Below are 21,961 nucleotides of genomic sequence, written 5' to 3'. Positions count from 1 at the left end.
GGGCCCTCGGCCTGGCGCCGCAACTGCGATCCGCTTGCGGACGCGGGCTCCGGCTCCCGCGCCGACCGTGCCGCTCGTCGTCGGCAGCGCCGTCAGCCGGCGGGCTTCCGGAAGCGGACGTGCATGTGGTCCTCGTGGTTCGGGTAGGGGACGACGACCCCGCCCGGCCCGCGGAGGCCGGTCGCGTAGCCGACGAAGACGATCTGTGCGCCGGCGGCGACGAATCGGTCGAGGAGGTCCTGCGCGAGCTTCCGGTCGACCTGGGCCGTGCGCGCCGGCGCGCGGAGCGCACGGTCGAGTCGCGGGTAGTACACGTCGACGTCGAGCCCGTTCTGATGGGAGCGGTGCTGATTCATCGGCCCGCCGCCGCGGAAGCTGATGTCGCCGACGACCACGCGCGGCGCGTCCGGGTGTGCGGCGCGGTGGGCGGCGAGCACCGAGATCACGGTGCGGACCGTGCGCTCGGTCCCGTACAGCCGCCACGGCTGGTTCGGGACGCTGTCGCCGACCGGGTTCCAGGTCACCCAGTCGGCGCCCTCCACGGGGAGCTGGGTGCCGCCGGTCAGGGAGCCGGCGTAGGGGAGCCCGCGCGCCGTCCCCGGGCGCCAGCGGACGGACGGGTAGGACGGCGTCTCGGGGGCGGGCTTCGCTTGCCGACGTCCGGCGTCCCCCGGCGTCGTGCCCGCCGCCACGCGCCCGGCCGTCAGCGGCGGCGGCGGCTCGTCCACGGCCGCGGGCCCGTCGCGTCCGAGCCGGAGTGTGAGGCTCGGCGGATCCTCGAGGAGCACCCCGTCGGCGCGTGACGCCGCGCCGGGCCGCGGCCCGGCGACCGTCAGCATCATGGTCGGGCCGATCACGAGCGCCGCGGCCCGCGTCTTGCGCGTGCTGCGCCGGCGCCGGAACTCGGCGCGCCGCCGACGCGAGGCGGCGAGCCCGTTCGGCGCCACGGGCGCCCCGGCTGCGGGAGCGAGGCCGAAGAACGACGGCGCGTGGAGCGCCAGGGACGCCACGTCCCCGCTCGATCGGTCGCCGAGCCAGAGCGCGTCCGTGTCCAGCCAGATCTCGCCTCGCCGCCAGGCCATGAGCCGACTCCCTTCGCGCGTCGCGCCGCGTGTCCTGCGGCACACTGGCGGGCCTTCCGGGTCGATGGTACCTCCGGCCGACGCCTGTCTCGAGGGCCCGTCAGGCCGGGCCGGCGAGCGAGGCACCGGGCCCGGGCGACGGACGGTCGCCACGGCGTCGCCCGGCCCGTCGCCCGAGCAGGGCGGCGGCGACGAAGCAGCATCCCGACGTGACGGGCGGGGCCGCCAGCATCAGCGCGACGTCGAGACCGAGGCCGAGACCGGGCGTCGCGAGGACGAGCAGCGCGCCGCCGACGAGCGGGTGACGCCAGCCGAGGATCGCGAGCCCGACGAGCAGGGCGACCAGGACGAGCGAGAAGACGCCCGCGCCGACGTCGCGGTCGCCGCCGATCCCGACCAGCAGGCTGGCCGCCACGACGCCCAGGAACGCGGCCTGGAGCGCGAGGGGCACGACCCCGAGGATGCGAAGGCGCCTCGACCATGCCGTTCCGCGGTCGGGCCGCGCGCGGACGTCGCCGCCCGTCGAGCCGGTGAGCCAGACCCAGCGCGCCCCTGCCGGCGCGTGTCGCGCCAGGTAGCCGCGCCAGCGCAGGAGCTGCGTCACCCAGAACACGCCGGCGACGACCGGGAACAGGAGCGCGAACGCGACGATCGTGCCCAGCGGGTCGTCCCACAGCAGTCCTTCGAGGAACGTCGCGGCGCCGGCGGCGGCGAACACGAAGGCGGCGAAGGCCAACGCCCGGCGCCAGGAGGGCGGGTGCGGCGGCCCCGCGAAGACGGGCGATCGCCCGAGCCACCGCGACATCCGTCCCATGCGCCCTCCTCTCTCCCTCACCCAAGCACCCCGTCGCCGTGGTCGCATCCGCGGCGGCACCGATCGCGGGTCGGGATCGACGCGGACGGCGCTCCCGGGCCCGGAGTGGCCGCGCCCACGGCCGTGTCCGTAGAGTGCGCGCATGTCGTCCGCGACGTGCAGCGCCTGCGGCCACGCCGTCGCCGCCGGTGCGAAGTTCTGCGAGGAGTGCGGCACACCGCTCGCCCGCTCGTGCCCGTCGTGCGGTGAGGCGGTGTCCGGGCGGGCGAAGTTCTGCGGTGAGTGCGGAACGCCGCTCGAGGCCGCTGTCCCGCCGACGGGCGCGGCTCCCCGTGCCGAGGCCCCGACGGCGGAGCGCCGGCTCGTGAGCGTGCTGTTCGCCGACCTCGTCGGCTTCACGACGCTCGCCGAGGGTCGCGACGCCGAGGACACCCGCGAGTTGCTCTCCCGCTACTTCGACGCCGCCCGCGCCGTGATCGAGCGCTACGGCGGCACGGTCGAGAAGTTCATCGGCGACGCGGTGATGGCCGTCTGGGGCACCCCGGTCGCCCAGGAGGACGACGCCGAGCGTGCCGTCCGCGCCGCCCTCGACCTCGTCGACGCCGTCGCCGGTCTCGATGCGGCGCTCGAAGCACGTGCGGGGGTGCTCACCGGCGAGGCGGCGGTGACGCTCGGGGCCGAGGGACAGGGGATGGTCGCCGGCGACCTCGTCAACACGGCCGCGCGCATCCAGTCCGCCGCCGACCCCGGCACGGTCCTCGTCGGCGATGCGACGCGACGTGCGTCGGAGGCGGCGATCGCGTACGCCGACGCTGGAGAGCACGAGGTGAAGGGGAAGGCGGAGCCGCTCCACCTCTGGCGCGCGGTCGGCGTCACCGGCCAGCGCGGCGGCGCCGGCCGGGCGGCGGGCCTCGAGGCGCCGTTCGTCGGCCGGCGCGCCGAGCTGCGCCTCGTCAAGGACCTGTTCCACGCGAGCGCCGACGAGGGGCGCGCCCGCCTCGTGTCGGTCGTCGGGGTCGCGGGGATCGGCAAGTCGCGGCTCTCGTGGGAGTTCGAGAAGCACGTCGACGGGCTCGCGACCCAGGTCTGGTGGCACCGTGGCCGCTGCCTCTCCTACGGAGACGGGGTCGCCTACTGGGCGCTCGCGGAGATGGTGCGCGCCCGTGCCGGGATCGTCGAGGACGAGGGCGAGGCGAGCGCCCTCGCGAAGCTGGGCCGCTGCGTCGCCGAGCACGTGCTCGATGCCGAGGAGCGCGCATGGGTCGAGCCGCGGCTGCAGCACCTGCTCGGGCTCGCCGACCGCAGCGCGCCCGACCGCGAGGACCTGTTCTCCGCCTGGCGCCGCTTCTTCGAGCGCCTCGCCGAGCAGGGCCCGCTCGTGATGGTGTTCGAGGACATCCACTGGGCCGACGAGGGCCTCGTCGCCTTCGTCGAGTACCTGCTCGACTGGGGCCGGCACCACCCGATCTTCGTCCTCACCCTGGCCCGACCGGAGGTCGCCGATCGCCACCCGGGCTTCCCCGGGGCGACGCGCAGCGCCACGACGCTCCCGCTCGAGCCGCTCGACGACGAGGCGATGGACGAGCTGCTCACCGGCCTCGTCCCCGGCCTGCCCGACGAGACCCGGGAGGCGATCAGGGAGCGCGCCGACGGGATCCCGCTGTACGCGGTCGAGACCGTCCGCATGCTGCGCGACCGCGGCTTCCTCGAGCAGGTCGACGGCGACGTCGTCGTCACCGGTGACCTGGCGACGCTCGAGGTGCCCGAGACGCTGCACGCCCTCATCGCCTCGCGACTCGACGCCGTGAGCGAGCCGGAGCGCCGCCTCCTCCAGGACGCGTCGGTGCTCGGGAAGACCTTCACGAAGCAGGGCCTGGCCGCGCTCTCGGGGCTCGACGAGGACGAGATCGACCGGCTCGTCGCCGCCCTGATGCGCAAGGAGCTGCTCACGGTCGAGACCGACCCGTTCTCGGCCGAGCGGGGGCAGCTCGGGTTCCTGCAGGCGCTCGTGCAGCGCGTGACGTACGAGACGATCGCGCGGGGCGACCGCCGCCGCAGGCACATCGCCGCCGCCACGTACCTCGCCGTCGACGCCGGGCTCGACCCCGACGAGATCGCGGAGGTGATCGCCTCGCACTACCTCGACGCGTACGAGGCCGACCCGCAGGCGTCCGACCGGGACGACGTGCGTGCGGAGGCACGGCGCTGGTTCACCCGCGCCGCCGAGCGGGCGGCGTCGCTCGCGGCGTCGTTCGAGGCGCAGCGCGCCTACGAGCGCGCCGCCGACCTGGCCGGCGACGAGGTCGAGCTCGGGCGGTCGCTCGCCCGTGCCGGTGAGCTCGCCGCGTGGGGCCTCCGTCCGGAGGACGCGCAGCCCCTGCTCGAGCGGGCGATCGCCATCCTCGGCGAGCGGGGGCTCCGCTCCGAGACCGCCGCCGCCCAGGTGCGCCTCGGCGAGGTGCTGTTCGCGACCGGCCGTATCGAGGAGGCGCTGGCGGCGCTCTCGGCTGCGCTCGAGGCCCACGAGGCAGAGGGCGACGAGGCCGCCGTCGCCGCCGTCTCGGCGGAGCTGTCGCGGGCCCTCTACTTCGAGTCGAAGCCCGACGAGGCGCTGCCGCACGCCGAGCGCGCGCTCGACCTCGCGGAGCGGCTCCGGCTCGCCCCGGTCGTCGTCCAGGCGCTGATCACCAAGGCGCTCATACTCGGGCATCACCCGAACGAGCGTCTCGGGCTGGTGCGGCAGGCGCTCGCGCTCGCCGAGGAGTCCGGCGACGACCGCGGCGCCCTCCGTGCGTGCATGAACCTGAGCTACGTGCTCTCGGTCGCCGGCCGCAACGCCGAGTCCGAGCGCGTGGTCAGGCAGGGCCTCGCCCTGGCGCGCCGCGTGGGCCACCGCTGGTGGGAGCGAAGCCTCTCGACGAACCTGGTCGGCCATCTCGTCGACAGCGGCCGGTGGGACGAGGCCGAGCAGGCCTTCGCCGAGGCGGACGGCATCGCGGCGGCCGGGGACGCCGTGCACGCGTCGGCGTCCCTCGACATCGCCGCGCTCGCTCTGGCCCGCGGAGAGCGCGGGCGCGTCGTCGAGCTCGTCCGCGAGCCGGCGACGTGGCGTGACGCCGCGCACCGTCAGGTGAAGTCCGCGGGGTTGTACGCGCGGGCGCTCCTCGCCCTGGCCGAGGATCGATACGACGACGCGCTTCGCGAATGCCTGCTCGGCCTCCGCGACCGCGACGTCACGGAAGACCCGGAGTCCTCCGGGATCCTGATCGACAAGGGCTGTGGCGCAGCGCTCGCCCTGCGCTCCGCGGAGGGGATCACCGAGGTCGTCGCGCTCGCGCGGGAAGCGGCGGGCGGGGTGAGTTCGGTCGAGGCGAAGCTCCCGCTGCACGAGGCGCGGGCCGCCGCGCTGCGCGGTGACCCGGACCCCGGGTGGGAGGGCGCGGTCGCCGCGCTCCGGAGCCTCGAGAATCCGTACTGGATCGCGACGGCGCTGCTCGAGCAGGCCGAGTGGCTCTCCGCGCACGGCCGGGCCGAGGAGACGCCGCCGCTCGTCGCCGAGGCGCGCGAGGTCTTCGAGCGCCTCCGCGTTCCGCCGTCGCTCGAGCGCATCGACCGCCTGGAGGCGGCGTCCGCCCCGGCGCCGGCCGCGACCTAGCCCGGCCGCCGGTCGCGCGGGTGGCCGACTGCGGCCCAGCGATTAGAGTCATCCGTCACAACCGGAGCGTGCGCTCCGGGTTCCGCGGACGAGAGGAGGCCCGCATGGCCGGCTACGAGCACAAGAGCTTCGACGACCCGGACGAGGTGCGCGAGTTCCCGCTGGGACGGGCGGAGATCCTGAAGATCGGCGGCGGCGAGGTGGGGCGGATGACGCTGCAGCCCGGGTGGCGCTGGTCGGAGCACGTGAAGCCGACCGCCGGCACCGAGCTCTGCGAGGCGCCGCACTTCCAGTACGTGATCTCGGGTCGCGTCAGGGTCCGCATGGCGGACGGCTCCGAGCACGAGATCGCCGGCGGCGACGTGTCGGTCCTCCATCCGGGGCACGACGCCTGGGTCGTCGGGGACGAGCCCGTCGTCGGCATCGTCTGGGGCGGAGCCCACGTCTGGGGGAAGCCCGCCGGCGACTAGGCGCACGACGGCTCTGCGGTCGACGCCCCGTGCGAGACGCCGCCCGGGCTCGGGCCGGCGTGTGCAGGGGGCGTCGACCACGCACTCGAAGCTCGTCCCGCGTGACGGCACGCGTGGGGTGCCAGGACGCCTGGGCACGGGGAGGTCGCCCCGTCGCTCGCTGCGGTCACCGACGTCGGCCGGCGCCGGCGTCGTAGACTCCGTCCGTCCCCGGCGCGAAGGAGACGCGATGACCCGGTACCCGCACCTGTTCAGCCCGCTCCGGATCGGCACCGTGACGGTCCGCAACCGCATCATGCAGACGGCGCACGTCAAGCTGTACTCCGCGAACGGCGTCGACTCGCAGCGCAACGTCGACTACCAGGTGGCCCGGGCCCGTGGGGGCGCGGGGCTCCTGATCACCGGCAACCGGGTCGTGCACCCGACCTCGACGACCGGGTTCCCCCGTGTCTCGTGGGCGTACCTCGCCGACGCGCTCGAGGTGAACCGGCGGATGACCGACGCCGTCCACGAGCACGGCGCGGTGATCTTCGAGCAGCTGAACCACTTCGGCCTCAACGCCTCCAGCGAGTCGGCGGACGACCCGCGGGTGCTGTGGGGCCCGTCGGCCGTCAAGTCGCCGGCGTACGGCGAGACCCCGAAGGCGATGGAGCCCGAGGACATCGCGGAGCTCGTGGAGTGGTGGGGCCGGTGCGCGGAGCTGTCGCGCGAGGGCGGCTTCGACGGCACCGAGGTGCACATCTCCCACAGCTACCTGCTGCACCAGTTCCTCTCGCCGCTCTACAACAAGCGGGACGACGCGTACGGCGGCTCGTTCGAGAACCGCCTCCGCCTCGCCCGCGAGGTGATCGACGAGGTGCGCCGCCGCGTCGGCCCCGACTTCGTCGTCGGCGTCCGGATCAGCCTCAGCGACTTCATCCCCGGCGCGCTCGCCGTCGAGGACGCCGTTGCGGTCGCGCGCGCGCTCGAGCAGGACGGCCACATCGACTACGTGAACGTGACGGCCGCCGGCTACCACAACATCTTCATGGCGATCCAGCCGTCCGACGAGCCGGACGGCTACCTCGTCGACCTCACCGCCGAGGTCAAGGCGGCCGTCGAGGAGCTGCCGGTGTTCGCCGTCGGCGGGATCAAGCACGCCGACCTCGCCGAGGAGGTCGTCGCCTCCGGCAAGGCGGACATGGTCGCGATGACGCGTGCCCAGATCGCCGACCCCGAGTTCGCGAACAAGGTGCAGGAGGGGCGCGAGGACGAGCTCTACCACTGCATCCGCGGGAACCAGGGCTGCATCGGCAAGGTGTTCAAGGGACTGCCGATCAGCTGCACCGTCAACCCCGCGACCGGCCGAGAGGGCCGGCTGGGCACGATCCCGCCCACCGACGACCCTGCCCGTTGGCTCGTCGTCGGCGGAGGTCCCGCCGGCATGAAGGCGGCGGAGACGCTCGCCCGGCGCGGGCACCAGGTCGTCCTCGCCGAGCGGGAGGACCGTCTCGGCGGGCAGGTGAACCTCATCCTGCGCACCGCCGGCCGCGCGGAGTTCGGGTGGATCGTCCGCGACCTCGAAGCGCAGATGCGGCGGCTCGGCGTCGAGATCCTCCTCGGCACCGAGGCGACACCCGACCTCGTGCGCGAGCGGGGGCCGGACGGCGTGATCGTCGCCACGGGCGCCGTGCCCACGCGGACCGGGTTCTCGAGCGTCAACCCGCTCGTCGAGCGGCTCCCCGGGGTCGACCAGGACAACGTCCTCACCGCCTGGGACGTCCTCCTCGAGACACGCCCGGTCGGCAAGCGCGTGGTCGTCCTCGACGACGACGGCACCCGCTACGCGGCGGGCGTCGCCGAGGCGCTGCTCGACCGCGGCGCCGAGGTCGAGCTCGTCAGCCGCTGGAACGCGCTCTTCCCGACGACGGCGACGACGCTCGACATGGCGACGCTCTACAACCGCCTGCTCTCGAAGGGCCTCGCCTACCGGCTGAACGTCTGGGCGAAGGAGCTCGACGGCGACCGCCTCACGATCTTCAACCTCTACACGGGCGCCGAGGAGACCCTCGACGGCGTCGACACGCTCGTCCTCGCCACCGGCCCCAAGGCCGACGACGCGCTGTACCTCGAGCTCAAGGGCGCCGTCGCGAACCTCCACCGCATCGGCGACTGCGTCGCCCCGCGGAAGCTCGACCACGCGATCTACGAGGGCTTCGTCGCCGGGCTCGAGCGCTGGTCGCACGAGGAGCGCTACATCGAGGACGGCGAGCTCGAGCGGTGGGGGGAGGCGGTTCCCACGTAGCGCCTCCGTCCCCGCGGGCCGCGTGGCGGAGCCGGCGACACGCAGCGCACGGAGGATGCCGGCCGGCCGGGTCGAACACCCCGGTCCGTGATGCGTCGCCCGTACCGGCGGGGACTCCGTGTCCTCGTCGCCGTCGCAGTCCTCGCCGGCGTCTTCGCCGCGACCGCAGCCGCGCTCCGGTTCAGCGACGCGAGCTACTTCACGCCCGAGGGGATCGTCGGCAGCCCCTACGTCCACCGGTTCGAAGGCGTGGGTGGCTGCGGCCCGGCCCTGCCGTACCGGTTCACGGTGATCAACGGCGACATCCCTCCGGGCCTCGCGCTCGCCGCCGACGGTCTCCTGAGCGGCACGCCGACGACGCCGGGCTCCTTCTCCTTCTGGGTGAATCTCAGCGACGAGAACCCTCCGTCACGCGAGTGGTGTCGCCCGGGCTCGGCGCAGCGCCAGTTCACGGTCACCGTCGTCGCCGCGGAGCTCGCGGTCACGACCCGGCGGCTCCCGGACGGCAAGGTCGCGAAGCCGTTCTCCTTCCGGCTCCAGACATCAGGCGGCGTGGCGCCCTTCCGGTGGCGGATCACCGATGGAGCGCTCCCGACCGGTCTCGCGCTCGCGCCGGGCACGGGCGCTGTCCGCGGACGGCCCCGGCAGGCTGGGCGCTTCCGGCTCGGCGTCGAGGCGGTCGACCGCCTCGGCACGCCGGCCGCGGCGACGCTGCTGCTCGTCGTCACGAAGATGGAGGTCACGACACGGACGCTCCCGCGCGGCATCGCCGGACGCGCCTACCGCGCCCGGCTCGCCACGCGGGGCGGCGTCGGCCCGGTCCGCTGGCGGATCGTCGACGGCGCGCTCCCCCGCGGGCTCCGGCTCGTGTCCGGCGCCGTCACGGGACGGCCCCGGACACCCGGCGAGTTCCGCATCACGGTCCGCGCGCGCGACCGCTACGGCGACGTCTCCACCCGCAGGCTTCGCCTCGTCGTCCGCGGCGACACGAGCGTTCGCCGAGCAGGCGCGTAGGCACGACACGGACGAGACGGTCGCCCGTCGCCGTCGCGAAGCGCGCCGAGCGCCTCGCGCCGGGTGGTCAGCGGGGCTCTCGGAGCCGCCTCAGCTCGTGGTCGATCTCTGCCTCGGTCGTCGGTCGATCGAAGGAGGTCCGCAGTGCCGCGAATGCGACGATCGTCCCCCAGACGAGGGCGACGTAGAGGATCCACGGATCCCAGTCGCCCGGCTTGCCGCCGTCACTCAACCGCTCGAACGCCCCGTTCGACTCCCACTCGACGAACACCCAGACCGGCGCCAGCACGACCATTCCGAGCACGAAGGCGGCGACGTGCAGCTTGAGGCGGTGGACGCGCTCGACGTGCAGGCGCGCCCATTCGCGGAGCCGCTCCTCCTCGGCCGCCGCCGCGGCCGGGCGTGCCGAGCGTGCGTCCCGGCCGTCTCTGGTCAGCATCTCGGCGGGCACGCTCATCACCTCCTTCCGCGCCTCTCCCATCGTCGCTCCGCGGGCCGGCGACGTCATCGGGGAATGTGCGGACGACCCGGTGGAGGAGCCGCCGCCCGCTCCCTGTCACCCCTGGGGCCGGGGCGCGTCAGGCCTCGTGCAGGGGGAGCTGCTCGTCGCCGTCTCGGAGGACGCCGGTGATGCCTCTGCGGGCGAGCTCCGCGAAGAATCGTCCGACCGGGAGCACGGCCTCGGGCCCACCGACTCCGTCGCGCAGGCGCTCGCCGCTGCACAGCAACTGGACGGCGATCGCCGGCGGTGTCCCGGTCACCGTGGCTCCCGCTCCGGCCTCCCACTCCGGGCGCTCGCCGACCCGGATCTCCGCGACCAGTGTCGTCTCGAGCCCTGCGCGCGCGCCGGACACGATCACCCGGAACCACTCGGCCGCGTCCGGGTCGGCCGGCGGCTCGACCGTGCGCGCCTGGCGCATCAGGGTCTCGACGAGGACGTCGCGCGGAACGACCTCGGCCTCGCCGACCGCGATCGGAGCCCGTGAGGTCAGGCCTGCGGCGATGAACGACCGCAGCCGCTCGACGTCGAGCGCCGGCAGGCCGAGACGCCACTCGACGTTCCGGACCCCCTTGTCGGCATACGAGCGCGGCAGCGTCGCCGGCTCCGAGTGGATCGTGTAGACGCACTCGACGGGGCCCTCGGGGAAGTCGTAGACCTTCGTCCCGGAGTCGGCCGGCACCATGCGCAGCTCGCCGTCGAGGAAGACGGCCGCGGGCTCGGTGAACTCGTCGATCAGCGTGCTCGCCGCGTACGGCGGCACGTACGGATGGGTCGGCGACGGCGGCCTGCCGGGGACGAACGCGTCGACGATCTCGATCGACGTGACGGAGTCCAGGCGCTCGCAGCACGCAGCCGCGAGCATGTTCGTGAGGCCCGGCGCCGAGCCCATCGAGATCGCCGCGGCGAGGCCGCGCTCGCGGAACGCCTGGTCGAGCTCGTACTGGGCGAGGGCGAAGTGGAACAGCCCGCCGAGGTCCGTGTAGTGGGCCCCGACCCGGAGGCACGACTGCATCACGGGGACGTTGAGACGGTGGCTCGCGGCGTTGACGACGGCGTCGACGCCGCCGAGCGCCTCGTCGAGGTCGACCGCCGCTCCCACCGTGACCGGGCCGCCGAGTCGCCGGGCCACCTCGTGGGCGCGCGCGTCGTCGAGGTCGACGATCCGCACCTCCTCGACGCCCGGGCTCCGCGCCAGGTCGGCGACCGTCACCCTGCCCATGCCGCCCGCACCGCCGATCACCGCCGCCCGCATGGCAGGCGATGGTATCCCGGGGCGGCTGGTCGCGGGAAGGGGTTGCGGGAAGACGGACGCGACGCGGCAGAGGAGCCGCGGGAACGACCGCGGCTCCACATCGTCCCACGCCTGCCCCGGCACGCCCGCACCCCAGCTGCCGGCGTCCCCTGCGGGACTCCAGTTGCTCGATCCCCTTCGCGGGGGCGCCGCGAACCCCTAGGGCCTCACTCGCGGGCGGTCGTCACCAGTGCCCCGCGGCCACGATCGCCAGGGCGATGGAGAGCGCCATCCCCTGGTGGAACGCGACGAGGATGCCGGGGCTCTTCGGCTCGAGGTTCACCGCGTGGAAGAGCAGGAACCCCACCAACACCTGCGCGACCACGAGAGAAAACGCGACGGGGAACTCCGGCATCAGCCATCCGAGGGTGGCCACCATCGCGAGCGCGGAGGCGAGGTGCACGATCATGGTCAGCTGCGAGGAGCTGCGCGGCCAGGTGAAGGCCCCGATCGGCGTGCCGAAGCCTCGCTGGCCGGTGGTCATCCCGCCCAGGAGCACGGCCAGCAGCAGGCAGTGGAGGGCCCCCATCTCGCCGAGGTACGACCAGAAGTCGACTCCGGGCACGAAGAGCGTGCACAGGTAGCAGAGGAAGACGCCGTAGGCGAGAAGACCGTGGACGCCGTGCACGAGGGAGGGAAGCCGGCCGGCGAGCACGTGAAGCGTGCCGATACCGAACAGGGCCGTGGCGACGATCAGCACCAGGCCGTTGATCGTGAGCGAGCTGGGCGCCAGGATCACGAGCACCACGCCGATCGCTCCGACGAGCGTGGCCACGATCCGGTGCGCCGCCTCCGGATCGCCCTGGACCATGAGCGCCAGGATGTTGCGCGTGTAGGGCCAGCGGGTACCGAGCGAGAGCCCGAAGCCGAAGCCCTCGACGAAGCTCCCGAGCAGGATCAGGATCGCGGCGAGCGCCGTTTCCGTCAGCTCCAGGCCGCTGATCACGGCGGCCTTGCCCGATGCCGAGGTCGTGAGGCCGCGCCCGATGCCCGCGACGACGGCGGCCACGACGAGGGCGGTGATCAAGAGCCTGACCAGCCGAACCGTGGTCGTCATCTCGCCCTCCACCACGGACGAGGCGGATGTCAGACGGGGATCGGGTTCGTCGGTCGTCGTCTCGGATACGCCCGGTTTCGGCATGTCACACAGCCGCAGGTCGTGCGGAGCCGCTTGAGTGTAGTGCCGTGTCGGTGGTGGCTATCGGTCCCGCCCGCCCGCAGCTACCGAGACGAGCTCGTACGGAAGGCCTTGAGCGCCGCCCACTGGTGGGCAACGGGGTGGAGCAGCGCCCATCCCCGCCACGGCGTCGTGCTCACCCTCGTCGCCGACCTGCTCCGCCGGCGCCGTTTCCCGGCAGGCGGCCCCGTCGACGAGCGGCCAATCGCTCTCGGTCGGAGGCGATGCCCAGGTCATCTCTCGCCGGGAACGTCTCCGCGTCCTGTTTCCGTATCGGGCCCTTGGAGTCCGTGCCGCGCTCGAGTGACGCCGCCTTCTGGCGCTGCGCTTCTGGGGAGCCACATCACGAAGCGGGTGCCGCGGTCGCTGCCGTCGCTCTCGGCCCACATGCGTCCGCCGTGTGCCTGGACGATCGCCCGCGCGATCGTGAGCCCGATGCCGCTACCGCCTGTCGCTCTGCTGCGTGCGGGATCGACGCGGAAGAACCGCTCGAAGACGCGCTCGAGGTGCTCCGGCGCGATGCCTTCACCCGAGTCGGAGACGGAGATCTCGACATCGCGGCCTCGTCGGGCCGTTCGGACCTCGACCAGGCCGCCGCGCGGGGTGTGCCGCAGCGCGTTCTCGAGGAGGTTGGCGAGGACCTCGTGGAGGCGATCCGGGTCGGCGGCGACGGGTGGCACGTGCGGGTCGTTCGCGGTCTCGAGCCTCACGCCCTTGGACTCGTATCCGGGGCCAGCCGCGCGGATGGCTCGGGCCACGAGGGCGACCGGGTCGGCCTCGACCACACGGAGATCCAGCCGGCGCTCCTCGGCGCGCGACACTTCCTGCAGGTCGTCGACGAGCCGGCGGAGTCGTCGGCTCTCGGTCTCCAGCACCGACCACGTCTCGCCGGTGGGCGGCAGCACTCCGTCACGTACCCCCTCGACGTATCCCTCGATGGTGGCGAGGGGCGTTCGGAGCTCGTGGGCGAGGTCGCTGAAGAGGCGGCGACGACGCAACTCGGTCGACTCCAGCGAGCCGGCCATGGAGTTGAACGCCGAAGCGAGTGCCGCGAGCTCGTCGGGGCCGGTGACGGCGATCCGTTCTCCGTAGTGACCCTTCGCGATGCGGTCGGCCGCAGACGCGAGCTGCCCGAGCGGGCGCGCGATCCGCACGGACACGTACCAGCTGACGGCCAGGGCGGTCAGGGCGGCGGCGCCGATCGCGACCGCGATCGCGACGAGGATCGCGTCGCCGAAGGCGCGATCGAGGTGCTGGGCGACGTCGTCCGGGACGATGCCGAGGGCCTCACGGACGTGCCTGTGGAAGAGGCCGGGCGCCACCGAGAGGGCGACGATCGTCAGCGTCACGGAACCGGCGACGATGACGAGGAGCTGCGCGGCGAGCAGCCTCCCCACGAGACTCCGGCGGAGCCGGTCGATCACTCGCCCGTGCCCATGCGGTAGCCGACCCCGCGGATGGTGCGGATGTACCGCTGCGAGGCTGCGTCGTCGCCGAGCTTGCGCCGGAGATTGGCCACGTGGACGTCGACGACGTGCTCGTCGCCGAACCACGCCGGCCCCCGGACGCGCTCGAGGAGCTGGAGGCGCGAGAGCGCGATGGCGGGCTGCCCCGACAGTGCGTCCAGGAGGTCGAACTCGACCGGCGTCAGCTCGACGACCTCGTCTCCGAGCCGCACCTCGTGCCCCAGGGGGTCGATGGCGAGGTCGCCGAACCGGCGCACCGGCTGAACCACGCCGGCAGGCCGCCGCGGCCGCCGCAGCAGCGCCCGCACACGCGCGACGAGCTCGGCCGGCGAGAACGGCTTCGTGAGGTAGTCGTCCGCGCCCGTCGACAGTCCGACGACCTTGTCGAGCTCCTCGGCGCGCGCCGTGAGCATGAGCACGTAGACGTCGCTGAACTCGCGGATCCGCCGGCACGCCTCGATGCCGTCGATCACAGGCAGCATCACGTCGAGCACGACCACATCCGGGTCGAGCTCGCGCACGAGCGTCACCGCGCGTTCTCCGTCCGAGGCGCTCGCGACCTCGAAGCCCTCTCGCTCGAGGTACGACCGCACGAGCGCGACCAGATGGGACTCGTCGTCCACGACGAGCGCGCGCGGGCGCTCCCGCCCGAGCGCGCGACTCCCGGGGCCGGTGGTCGTCACTCGCTCATCGAGACGAAGTCTCCATGCCACCAGTGGAACCACACCGCACCGGTCGTCTGGTTGACGGACAGCATCCCGGTCACCTTGCCGCCGCGGAGGGTGTGCAGCGTGAAGTAGCCGGGGAAGGGCTCGGGCTCGCCTGCCGTCAGGCCACCCCCGGCGCTGTCCAGCGCGCGCTGGGCGAGCCTGCGCGCCTCCGTCGCCGAGACACCGCTCGGCTCGGAGGGTGCTGGTGTGGCTCCGCCCCCGGTGCCGCCGTCCATCATGCCGCCCCCGGTGCCGCCGTCCATCATGCCGCCCATCATCCCCGCTCGGGCACGGTCGCGGAAGTCGCTCATCATCCCGTAGCGGGTGTTCCACATCATCGCCGGGCCGTACTCGAGCCACACCGACCCGGTGGTCGGATTCACGAGCACCTCGGTCGCGCGACGACCGTTGGGCTCGAGCAGCTCGACGTAGTAGTTGCGCGTGAAGCGCATGACCTCGCCGGTCGTCAGGCCCAGCCGATCGGCGAACCGCTGCGCCTGGCGCCCGGCGTCGTCGAGGCTTCTCACCGGTGAGCCGGTGCCCGGTGCGGACAGCCCCATCATTCCCGGGCCGAAGCGGCTCATCGTCCAGTCGCCGTCGTCGGCACGAGCGAACGTCCATCCTGCCGACGCCACCAGCGCCGCCGACGCGACGACGAGGACGACGAGGGGAACAGCCTTGCTCGTCATCGGGATCACACCCTCTCCGCCCGCGAGGCGCGGAGCTTCGCCCGGAGCTCGTCGTACGCCACGGGATCGAGCTCGCCGGCCGCGAGCCGACGGTCGAGGATGTCCTCCGGACGCTGGCCCGCGCCGTCGGCCGAGCCCGTTGCACGGCTCGGGAACAGGTTGGCGACCGCCCAGACGATGGCGGCCAGCAGCACGACCCAGAGCCCCGTCATCAGGAACCACCCCACCGCGCCCATTCCGTTCCCGGTCTCCATCATGGTGAGCCTCCTTCCGTCTCCGTACGCCACGGAGGCTAGGCGGGCGACGTCAACGTCCCCCGTCGCCGGGATCAAGATTCGGTCAAGGTGTCCACCTTGGATTCGGGCTTCACCCGGGCGTGTTCGGGGGTGCGAGCGTGGCCGCGCCTGCGTGCGCGCCCGCCGGGCCCTCGCGCGCCTGGCCCCCACGGCGGCGCGACCGCCCAGGCCGACCGCGTCCGCGAGCGAGCGGGTCGTCTCGCTCGGGTCGATGCCATCACGCCGCGTCGGCGTCGGCCAGCAACAGGCGCAGCGTGCGCTCGTAGGCCTCGGGCTCCTCGAGGTGGGGTGTGTGCGAGCTGTGCTCGAAGACCGCGAGCCTCGACCCGGGTATCCCTGCGTGGAGCGTCTCGCCGCTGTCGCCCATCTCGTCGAACCCGACGCGCACCGAATGATCTACCGGTGATCCCTGGGTGATCCGGCACTGCGGCGCGGCACTCTATTCGGCGGAGGCGGGCGCCACAGCTACCCCGTCGCGCGTCAGACCGACGACTGAGCCGGTTCCCGGGCGCGATCGCTCGTGGGTCAAACTGAGTCCTCGCTCCACGCGAACCGGGCCTCCGAGGCGCTCGATCATCCAGCCACCCGGTAGAGCCGCCAGCCGTCGGGCACGCCCTTCAGCTCGTGCTCGCCGGCGTCGTCGAACACGAGGCCGGAGCCGACGGTGAGGTCTTTCACGGTCTGCGAGACGAGTACCTCGGAACGGCCCGCCTGCGACATCACCCTCGCGCCGATCGTCACCGACAGGCCCGCACATTTCCCGTCGGCGATCTCGCACTCGCCGGTGTGCACGCCGGCCCTGATCTCGATCCCGAGGTCACGCACGGCCTCGCCGATCTCGCGTGCGCATCGAATCGCCCGTGCGGGGCCGTCGAACCGCGCGTAGAAGCCGTCGCCGGCCGTGTCCTGCTCGAGCCCGCCGTAGCGACCGAGAAGGCCGCGCACGATCGCGTGGTGGCGCTCGATCAAGTGCTTCCACGCGAGATCCCCGACACGGGCCTGAATCGCCGTCGAGTCCACGATGTCGGTGAACAGCACTGTGGCAAGGATCGTGTCGCCGGGCGGCGCCGGACGCGTCCCCGTGACGAACTCCTCGATCTGATCGAGAAGCAGCGTCGCCTCGGCGCGTGAAGCGGGGACGTGCGACGAGCTCTCGTACTCGAACAGCCTCGCGTTCGGGATCCGCTCCGCCAGGCTGCGCGCGCCCTCGATCGGCGAGACCGGATCGCCGGTTGCGTTCAGGATCAGCGTGGGCACCCGGATCGTCGGCAGGATCTCGCGCACGTCGATCTGAAGGTTCATGCGCTCCAGCGCGGCGAGCGCGGCTGGGCTCGCCCCGGCCCGGACGTACCGCATTTCCCGCTCGATCTCCGCCGCGGTCGGCTCGTCGCCGTAGCCACCGCCGTAGCCGCGGAGGTACTCCTCGGTGACGCCGTGGGTCGCGAGCACCTCGACCTGGCGCCGATACGCGTCCTCGGGGATCGCCCACGGCATGTCCGGCGCCCACACCCATCGGGGCTGCGCCCCGCGGAGGATCAACGCGCGGGTTCGCTCGGGGAACGTCGCGGCGAAGAGCATCGCCATGCTCCCGCCCTCCGAAGACCCCATGATCACGGCGCGCTCGCTTCCGGCGTCGTCCATCACGGCGCGGATGTCGTCGGTTCGCTCCTCGAGCGACGCGACGTCGGTCACCCTGTCCGACAGGCCGGTACCGCGCTTGTCGAAGCGGATCAGTCGACAGAAGCCGTGGAACCGCTCCCAGAACCAGGCTCTTCTCTCCCAGTCCAGGTCGAGGTGCGACACGGTTCCAGGCGCCCACACCAGGTCGATCGAGGCACCCTCCCCCGAGACCTGGTACGCGACGTTTACGTCGCCGCTCTTGGCGTAGCGCGTCGCCGGAGGAGTCGTCATCGCACAGCCGGGTAGGGCCGACAGCAATCGGGCATGCCCGTAATCGTGACAGCCTGCTGCGGCGCGATCACGAGTGAGCAACCCCCGCCCCGTTGCCAAACCGTTTCCGTGAGGGGCACACCGACTGCGATGCCCGACACCCGCGATCCCACGACCCCAGCGCTCATACGGGATCCAGCGAAGCCCGGTGCTTACCTCGGGAAGACGAGCGGACGCGCGGCTGACCATGGCCCGACGACTCCGTCGACGTCCTGTGCCCTCACGCGCAGTTGCACCCGCTCGCCAGGCGAGCCTTCGACGCGCTTGGACTTTGCTGACGCCCCCGCGGTGACGGTCCGCCAACGTGCCGCTCGGCGCTTGATCTGAAGGTCGTAGGTGTGCGCTGCGAGATTGCCGTTCCAGCGCGCGAGCGTGATCGGGCCGCGCACCTTCGGAACGAGCAACGTCGCGATCGCCTTCGCCGGCTGCGACTCGACGGGTTCCGTCGCGATTGCGGACACGTATCGCGGCGACGAGATCCGCGCCGCGAAGAGCGCCTGGATCGCCGGTCCGCCCGCCAGCAGGCGGCTGTCGTGGTCGTTCAGGTCCGGCACGTAGTTCACCGTGCCGTCGTCGATGTAGACCGAACGCGACGGATCCCACTTCACGCGCGTCGCGCCGGCGCGGTTGCAGAGGTTGAAGTACGAGATCGCCTTGATCGCCGGGTGGCTCTCGAAGTAGTCGAAGACGGAGGAGAGCCACGGGCCCCACTGGGACGGCGGCAGGCTGCTCCACTCGTGGCGGATCCCGAACTCACCGATGAACACGGGCTTGCCGTGCGCAACGGCGAACGAGTACGGCCCGTCCATCCAGCTGGGGAGGCCGACGTCGTACACGTCGATCCCGACCCAGTCCACGTACGCGTCCCCGGGGTAGTAGGCGGCCAGGTTCCTGTCGATACCGGGCTGTTGCCCCGCCTCGCGGGGGAAGCCGTTCACCACCCATGCCCACGAGACGTTGGTCGCGCCGACCGCGCGGTAGATGTCCACGACTCGGCGCCACGCCTGGACGAAGTCGTCGGTGCTCAGCCAGAAGTTCGCGAGCGGGCTGACCGCGTACCACCACGAGCCGTTGAACTCGCCGTTGAAGAGCGTCATCAGGACTGGCTTGCCGTAGTCGCGGACGTCGCGTGCGAACGAGCGGATGTAGGAGTCCGCGACACCTCGCCGCACGTCGCGCACGGTTAGTCCCTCGTTCACCAAGGTCGAGAGGGTCAGGTTCCAGTCGAGGTGGAGGAGGCCGCTGTCGCCGACGACGCCGCGGACCCTTGCGATGTCGTCCGCCGCTGCGCTGAACGGAACGTAGGGCTTGCCCTCGAGGTCCGGGTGCTGCCAGGGCGTCCACACCTTCAGGAAGGTCGGCGTCTTCCCGGCAAGCTCGCGCGCGATCGAGTCGCGGATGCGTTCGTCGAACGGGCGCGTGTCACCCCAGATCGGATCGGTCGTGTCGGAGAGGAGGAAGGTGAATCCGAAGTTCGCCTGTCCGTCGGGAAGCGGCACGAGACGAGTAAGGGTTGAAGAGCGTGCATGTGACTGGCTGGCGGATGCAGTCGAGATCAGCGCCGCCGCCGCAAGCGTGATCAGCACGTAGAACGCGACCCTTCGCACCGCCCGCGATGCTAAGCGGTGATCGTGCTGTCAGCAACGAGCCTCGCAGACGAGCAACCCCCGCCCCGTTACCAATCCGTTTCCACAACGGAGCCTGTGGCTGCTAGCCCCGCGACCTGCGATCCCGCAACCCCGGCAATCATGCGAGATCCAGCGAAGCCCTCTGACGGACTCGAACCGTCGACCCCCTCCTTACCATGCTCGGGAACGAGTGGTCAGGGGTTGTCAGTCTCTGCAAACAAGCGGTTTCTCGCTCGTGGCGTGGGTCAGGATCGGTCAGGATTGGTCAGGGTGATCTGACCCAGATCTGACCCAACCAGCGGCATCGGTTCCCGGCTTCCCGCGACGAACCTGTCCTCTTGATCCTCTGGATCTCAGAGTGAGCGCGGTAGCGAATCGATATTCCGTCGAGGGGAACCTCTCGCGTGCGATCTCTGTGCTACGAGCCGACGCGGATGGCAGATCCGAGGAGCGCGAGCACCTGGTCAGCCCCTCCGGCGAGCGGGCCGGCGACGCGACCCTCGGCGTCGAGGAGAACCGCCATTGGGGTTCCGTCTGCCCCGAACGCTCCCGCGAGATCCCATTCGGGATCGAGAAGGGTCGGCGAAGCGAACCCTTCGGCTCGCACCTCCTCGGCATCCCCAGAGGAGACGACAAGGAGCGAGGGAGAGCCGGGCTCGCGCCGCTGCTCCCAGCCCCGGATCTCCTCGTGGAGCGCACGACAGTATCCGCAGCCCGGGTTCCAGAACAGCACGATCGTCGGCCCCCCGACCAGCTCGTCGACCGAGACCGCACCACTGCCGTCGAGCTGTTCGAGCCGGAGCTCGGGCGCGCGAGCCCCGACCGGGAGACCGGGCGTGCGCCCACGTCCCCCGAGCGCCTGCCCCACCAGCGATTCGATCCAGTCGGCACCGGCGGCGAGCCATGACGCGATCCGCCCGTCGTCGCCGACGATGACCGCGCTCGGAGTGCCGTTCGCCTCGTAGGCCTCGTACACCACGAGGTCGGTGTCGAGCAGCACGTTGGTGACTCCATGGGTGGAGGCCGTCTCCCGCACGGTGCTCGGCTCACCTCCGCTGACGAGTGCGACGGTGAGCTCGTCCGCGTGCTCGCGCTGCCACTCGACGACGCGGGGCATCAGGGTCGCGCACGGCCCGCAGGTCGGGCTCGTGAACAGCAAGACGAGCGGCCGTCCCGCGAGCACGAGTTCCGACAGCGCCACGCGACCGCCGTCTGTCGACTCCAGCCAGAACTCCGGCGCAGGTGTTCCGGGCTCCAGACCCAGCTCCGGCATCGCTTCCGGCTCCTCGAGCTCGAACCCTGACGCGCGGAGTCGCTCCTCGAGCCGATCGAGGCGCACCAGCACTCTGCCGTAGGAGCGCACGACGTGCAGCAGGGCGAGACCTCCGCCGACCGCGAGCGCCGCGGCAACCAGTCCCAGCGCAACGGCGAGCACCTCGACGCCCTCGAGATCCCCGAGCCAGCCGAGCATGCTCGCCCCCGGCCCCGCGACCGCGACGACCGCGGCTGCGAGCGCGAGCACGCCGTTCCGCGCAAGCGTCTTCCATCCAATGGGCTCCGAGTGCAGCTGGCCGAAGCAGTGGCACTCCGGGCTCTCGCCGCGCGCCATCGCAGTTGCGATCGCTACGCAGAAGGCGAGCAGGAGCGCGAGGGCGGCGATCGCACCCACCGTGGCGGTCTGCGAGAACACCAGGAGCGCCGAGATGACGATCTCAACGACCGGGAGCGCCAGCGCGATCGGGCCGGCCAGGCGAAGAGGAACCCCGAACGCGACGACTGACTCGCGGCCGCGCTCACGATCTACGAGCTTTGTGACGCCGGCCACGACGAAGACGGCCGCGAGCAGCAGACGGGCTCCGAGAAGGGCCGCGCCCATCGGTCACTGAGCCCGTACGCCCGGAGCGCGGCGTGCAGGGCGATGCGGGTGTCTCGTGGGCTCCGTGGGGCTCGAGCGGAAGCCCGTCCGCGGGAAGAGGCCTCCCTCTTCGCATGGGCCGCCCGAGTGCTTCAGCGGGCGGGTCAGCAGGCTGCTCCGCACCCGAGCGCTTTCCTGGCGGTCGCGGCCCGTCGCTCGGCGGCATTGAACGACTGCCGAGCGGCTCGGCCGTATCGCATCGCCTCGGGCCCGCGCGCCTTCACACCGGACTCGAACGCGGCGAGTCCAGCCGAGGTCGCCTTGAGCGTCTCGAGAACGAGAGCAGCGGATGGTGCCGCACCGGCGTTCGACCGCTGCAGCTTACGCATCGCCGCCTCGACCTTTGAGACGTCGGCACGATACGCGGCGAGCGCGGTGGCGAGCGCCATCGTACGGCCGAGACCAGAGGGCAGGGCGAGCGCTCCGCCAACGCGCTGAGCATCCCTGCGCAGCGAAGGCCCAAATCGACGGTACTCACGAAGCACGGCGTCCGACCCCGGCCGGCTCGCGGCGGCGGTAGCACGGCCAGTCGTGCGTCCCTTAGCCACGACGACGTTCTCGGCGCTCGCTCTCGAGCTCGTTGCTCGCTCGCCGCAGTCCGGGACCGAGCACAGCCCCGATCCCTGGTCGCAGGTCGATCCCGACGGGCAGAGAGCGTCGTCTGCCACCTGCCTGCAGCGGCCGTAGCGGCTCGGTCTCAGCGTCGCCTCGGCGAACGCGAAGCAGCCGAGACTGGCGTACGCCCCCTCACCCATGCTGCCGATATTCGCTCCCGACCCGAAGGACTTCTGGATGTTCTTCCCTGCGCTGCGGCCTCGAGCGCAGATGTTCTTCTCGTAGTCCTCGACCTCCTCGTCCGCCGCCTTCCTGCACTCGGGCTCGGGACCTAGGCACCGGTAGTCGCGGCTGCGTGGACAGCACTTCTTCAGCTCCTTGTTGCACACCTGATCCGGAGTGCAGCACAGACCGCACCCCGAGCGCTCGGGCGGGCAGGAGCCGACGCACTTCGGCTGAAGGC

General features: G+C 72.3%; 18 protein-coding genes. 4 read left to right on the top strand and 14 right to left on the bottom strand.

All coding sequences use genetic code 11. The features are described 5' to 3' along the window. Positions 1 to 92: 92 nt before the first annotated feature. Positions 93 to 1,082: a penicillin-insensitive murein endopeptidase gene (locus AC162C_RS01420; protein WP_484095996.1), complete on the bottom strand. Its 990-nt coding sequence runs from the start codon at positions 1,080 to 1,082 to the stop codon at positions 93 to 95. Between the two features lie 100 nt (positions 1,083 to 1,182). After that, positions 1,183 to 1,896 (bottom strand): hypothetical protein, encoded by a 714-nt coding sequence (locus AC162C_RS01415; protein WP_484095995.1) that lies wholly within the window; start codon positions 1,894 to 1,896, stop codon positions 1,183 to 1,185. A 142-nt stretch (positions 1,897 to 2,038) separates the two neighbouring features. On the opposite strand from AC162C_RS01415, the gene AC162C_RS01410 reads away from it, so the two are divergent. The 4 genes from AC162C_RS01410 to AC162C_RS01395 all read left to right on the top strand — a co-directional run bounded on the left by AC162C_RS01410 (position 2,039) and on the right by AC162C_RS01395 (position 9,319). Beyond that, positions 2,039 to 5,551, top strand: a complete 3,513-nt coding sequence (locus AC162C_RS01410) for an ATP-binding protein (RefSeq protein WP_484095994.1) — start codon at positions 2,039 to 2,041, stop codon at positions 5,549 to 5,551. Positions 5,552 to 5,655: 104 nt separating this feature from the next. Further along, positions 5,656 to 6,021: a cupin domain-containing protein gene (locus AC162C_RS01405; RefSeq protein ID WP_484095993.1), complete on the top strand. Its 366-nt coding sequence runs from the start codon at positions 5,656 to 5,658 to the stop codon at positions 6,019 to 6,021. A 229-nt stretch (positions 6,022 to 6,250) separates the two neighbouring features. Next, positions 6,251 to 8,305: an FAD-dependent oxidoreductase gene (locus AC162C_RS01400; protein ID WP_484095992.1), complete on the top strand. Its 2,055-nt coding sequence runs from the start codon at positions 6,251 to 6,253 to the stop codon at positions 8,303 to 8,305. 90 nt (positions 8,306 to 8,395) lie between these two features. Beyond that, positions 8,396 to 9,319, top strand: coding sequence for an Ig domain-containing protein (locus tag AC162C_RS01395; protein WP_484095991.1), 924 nt, complete (start codon positions 8,396 to 8,398; stop codon positions 9,317 to 9,319). A 67-nt stretch (positions 9,320 to 9,386) separates the two neighbouring features. On the opposite strand, the gene AC162C_RS01390 is transcribed toward AC162C_RS01395, so the two are convergent. The 12 genes from AC162C_RS01390 to AC162C_RS01335 form a co-directional block, all read right to left on the bottom strand. Next, positions 9,387 to 9,800 (bottom strand): 2TM domain-containing protein, encoded by a 414-nt coding sequence (locus tag AC162C_RS01390; protein WP_484095990.1) that lies wholly within the window; start codon positions 9,798 to 9,800, stop codon positions 9,387 to 9,389. A 97-nt stretch (positions 9,801 to 9,897) separates the two neighbouring features. Then, the gene (locus AC162C_RS01385; RefSeq protein ID WP_484095989.1) at positions 9,898 to 11,073 is read right to left on the bottom strand and encodes a saccharopine dehydrogenase family protein; all 1,176 of its coding nucleotides are present in this window, start codon (positions 11,071 to 11,073) and stop codon (positions 9,898 to 9,900) included. A 223-nt stretch (positions 11,074 to 11,296) separates the two neighbouring features. Continuing rightward, positions 11,297 to 12,169: a cytochrome C oxidase assembly protein gene (locus AC162C_RS01380; RefSeq protein WP_484095988.1), complete on the bottom strand. Its 873-nt coding sequence runs from the start codon at positions 12,167 to 12,169 to the stop codon at positions 11,297 to 11,299. 353 nt (positions 12,170 to 12,522) lie between these two features. Next, positions 12,523 to 13,713, bottom strand: a complete 1,191-nt coding sequence (locus AC162C_RS01375) for a sensor histidine kinase (RefSeq protein WP_484095987.1) — start codon at positions 13,711 to 13,713, stop codon at positions 12,523 to 12,525. Next, positions 13,710 to 14,438 carry a response regulator gene (locus tag AC162C_RS01370; RefSeq protein WP_484095986.1) on the bottom strand — a complete coding sequence of 243 codons (729 nt, stop codon included), beginning with the start codon at positions 14,436 to 14,438 and terminating at the stop codon, positions 13,710 to 13,712. The genes AC162C_RS01375 and AC162C_RS01370 overlap by 4 nt, the downstream gene beginning before the upstream one ends. After that, complete coding sequence (locus tag AC162C_RS01365; protein WP_484095985.1) at positions 14,435 to 15,154, bottom strand: hypothetical protein; 720 nt, start codon at positions 15,152 to 15,154, stop codon at positions 14,435 to 14,437. Before AC162C_RS01365 ends, AC162C_RS01370 begins: the two co-directional genes overlap by 4 nt. A 5-nt stretch (positions 15,155 to 15,159) precedes the next feature. After that, entirely contained in the window at positions 15,160 to 15,411 is a 252-nt protein-coding gene (locus AC162C_RS01360) for an SHOCT domain-containing protein (RefSeq protein ID WP_484095984.1), read from the bottom strand. 256 nt (positions 15,412 to 15,667) lie between these two features. Next, entirely contained in the window at positions 15,668 to 15,838 is a 171-nt protein-coding gene (locus tag AC162C_RS01355) for an alpha/beta fold hydrolase (RefSeq protein ID WP_484095983.1), read from the bottom strand. A gap of 185 nt (positions 15,839 to 16,023) precedes the next feature. After that, on the bottom strand, positions 16,024 to 17,361 hold the full coding sequence (locus AC162C_RS01350; protein WP_484095982.1) for an adenylate/guanylate cyclase domain-containing protein: 1,338 nt from the start codon (positions 17,359 to 17,361) through the stop codon (positions 16,024 to 16,026). Between the two features lie 191 nt (positions 17,362 to 17,552). After that, complete coding sequence (locus tag AC162C_RS01345; protein ID WP_484095981.1) at positions 17,553 to 19,007, bottom strand: glycoside hydrolase family 26 protein; 1,455 nt, start codon at positions 19,005 to 19,007, stop codon at positions 17,553 to 17,555. Positions 19,008 to 19,446: 439 nt separating this feature from the next. Beyond that, positions 19,447 to 20,904 (bottom strand): MauE/DoxX family redox-associated membrane protein, encoded by a 1,458-nt coding sequence (locus AC162C_RS01340; RefSeq protein WP_484095980.1) that lies wholly within the window; start codon positions 20,902 to 20,904, stop codon positions 19,447 to 19,449. A gap of 143 nt (positions 20,905 to 21,047) precedes the next feature. Beyond that, positions 21,048 to 21,961, bottom strand: a 914-nt coding sequence (locus AC162C_RS01335; RefSeq protein WP_484095979.1) for a hypothetical protein, incomplete at its 5' end; no start/stop codon positions are given.

The organism is Gaiella sp. (genome assembly GCF_057140465.1).
This window is presented reverse-complemented; position numbering and strand designations above follow the sequence as displayed.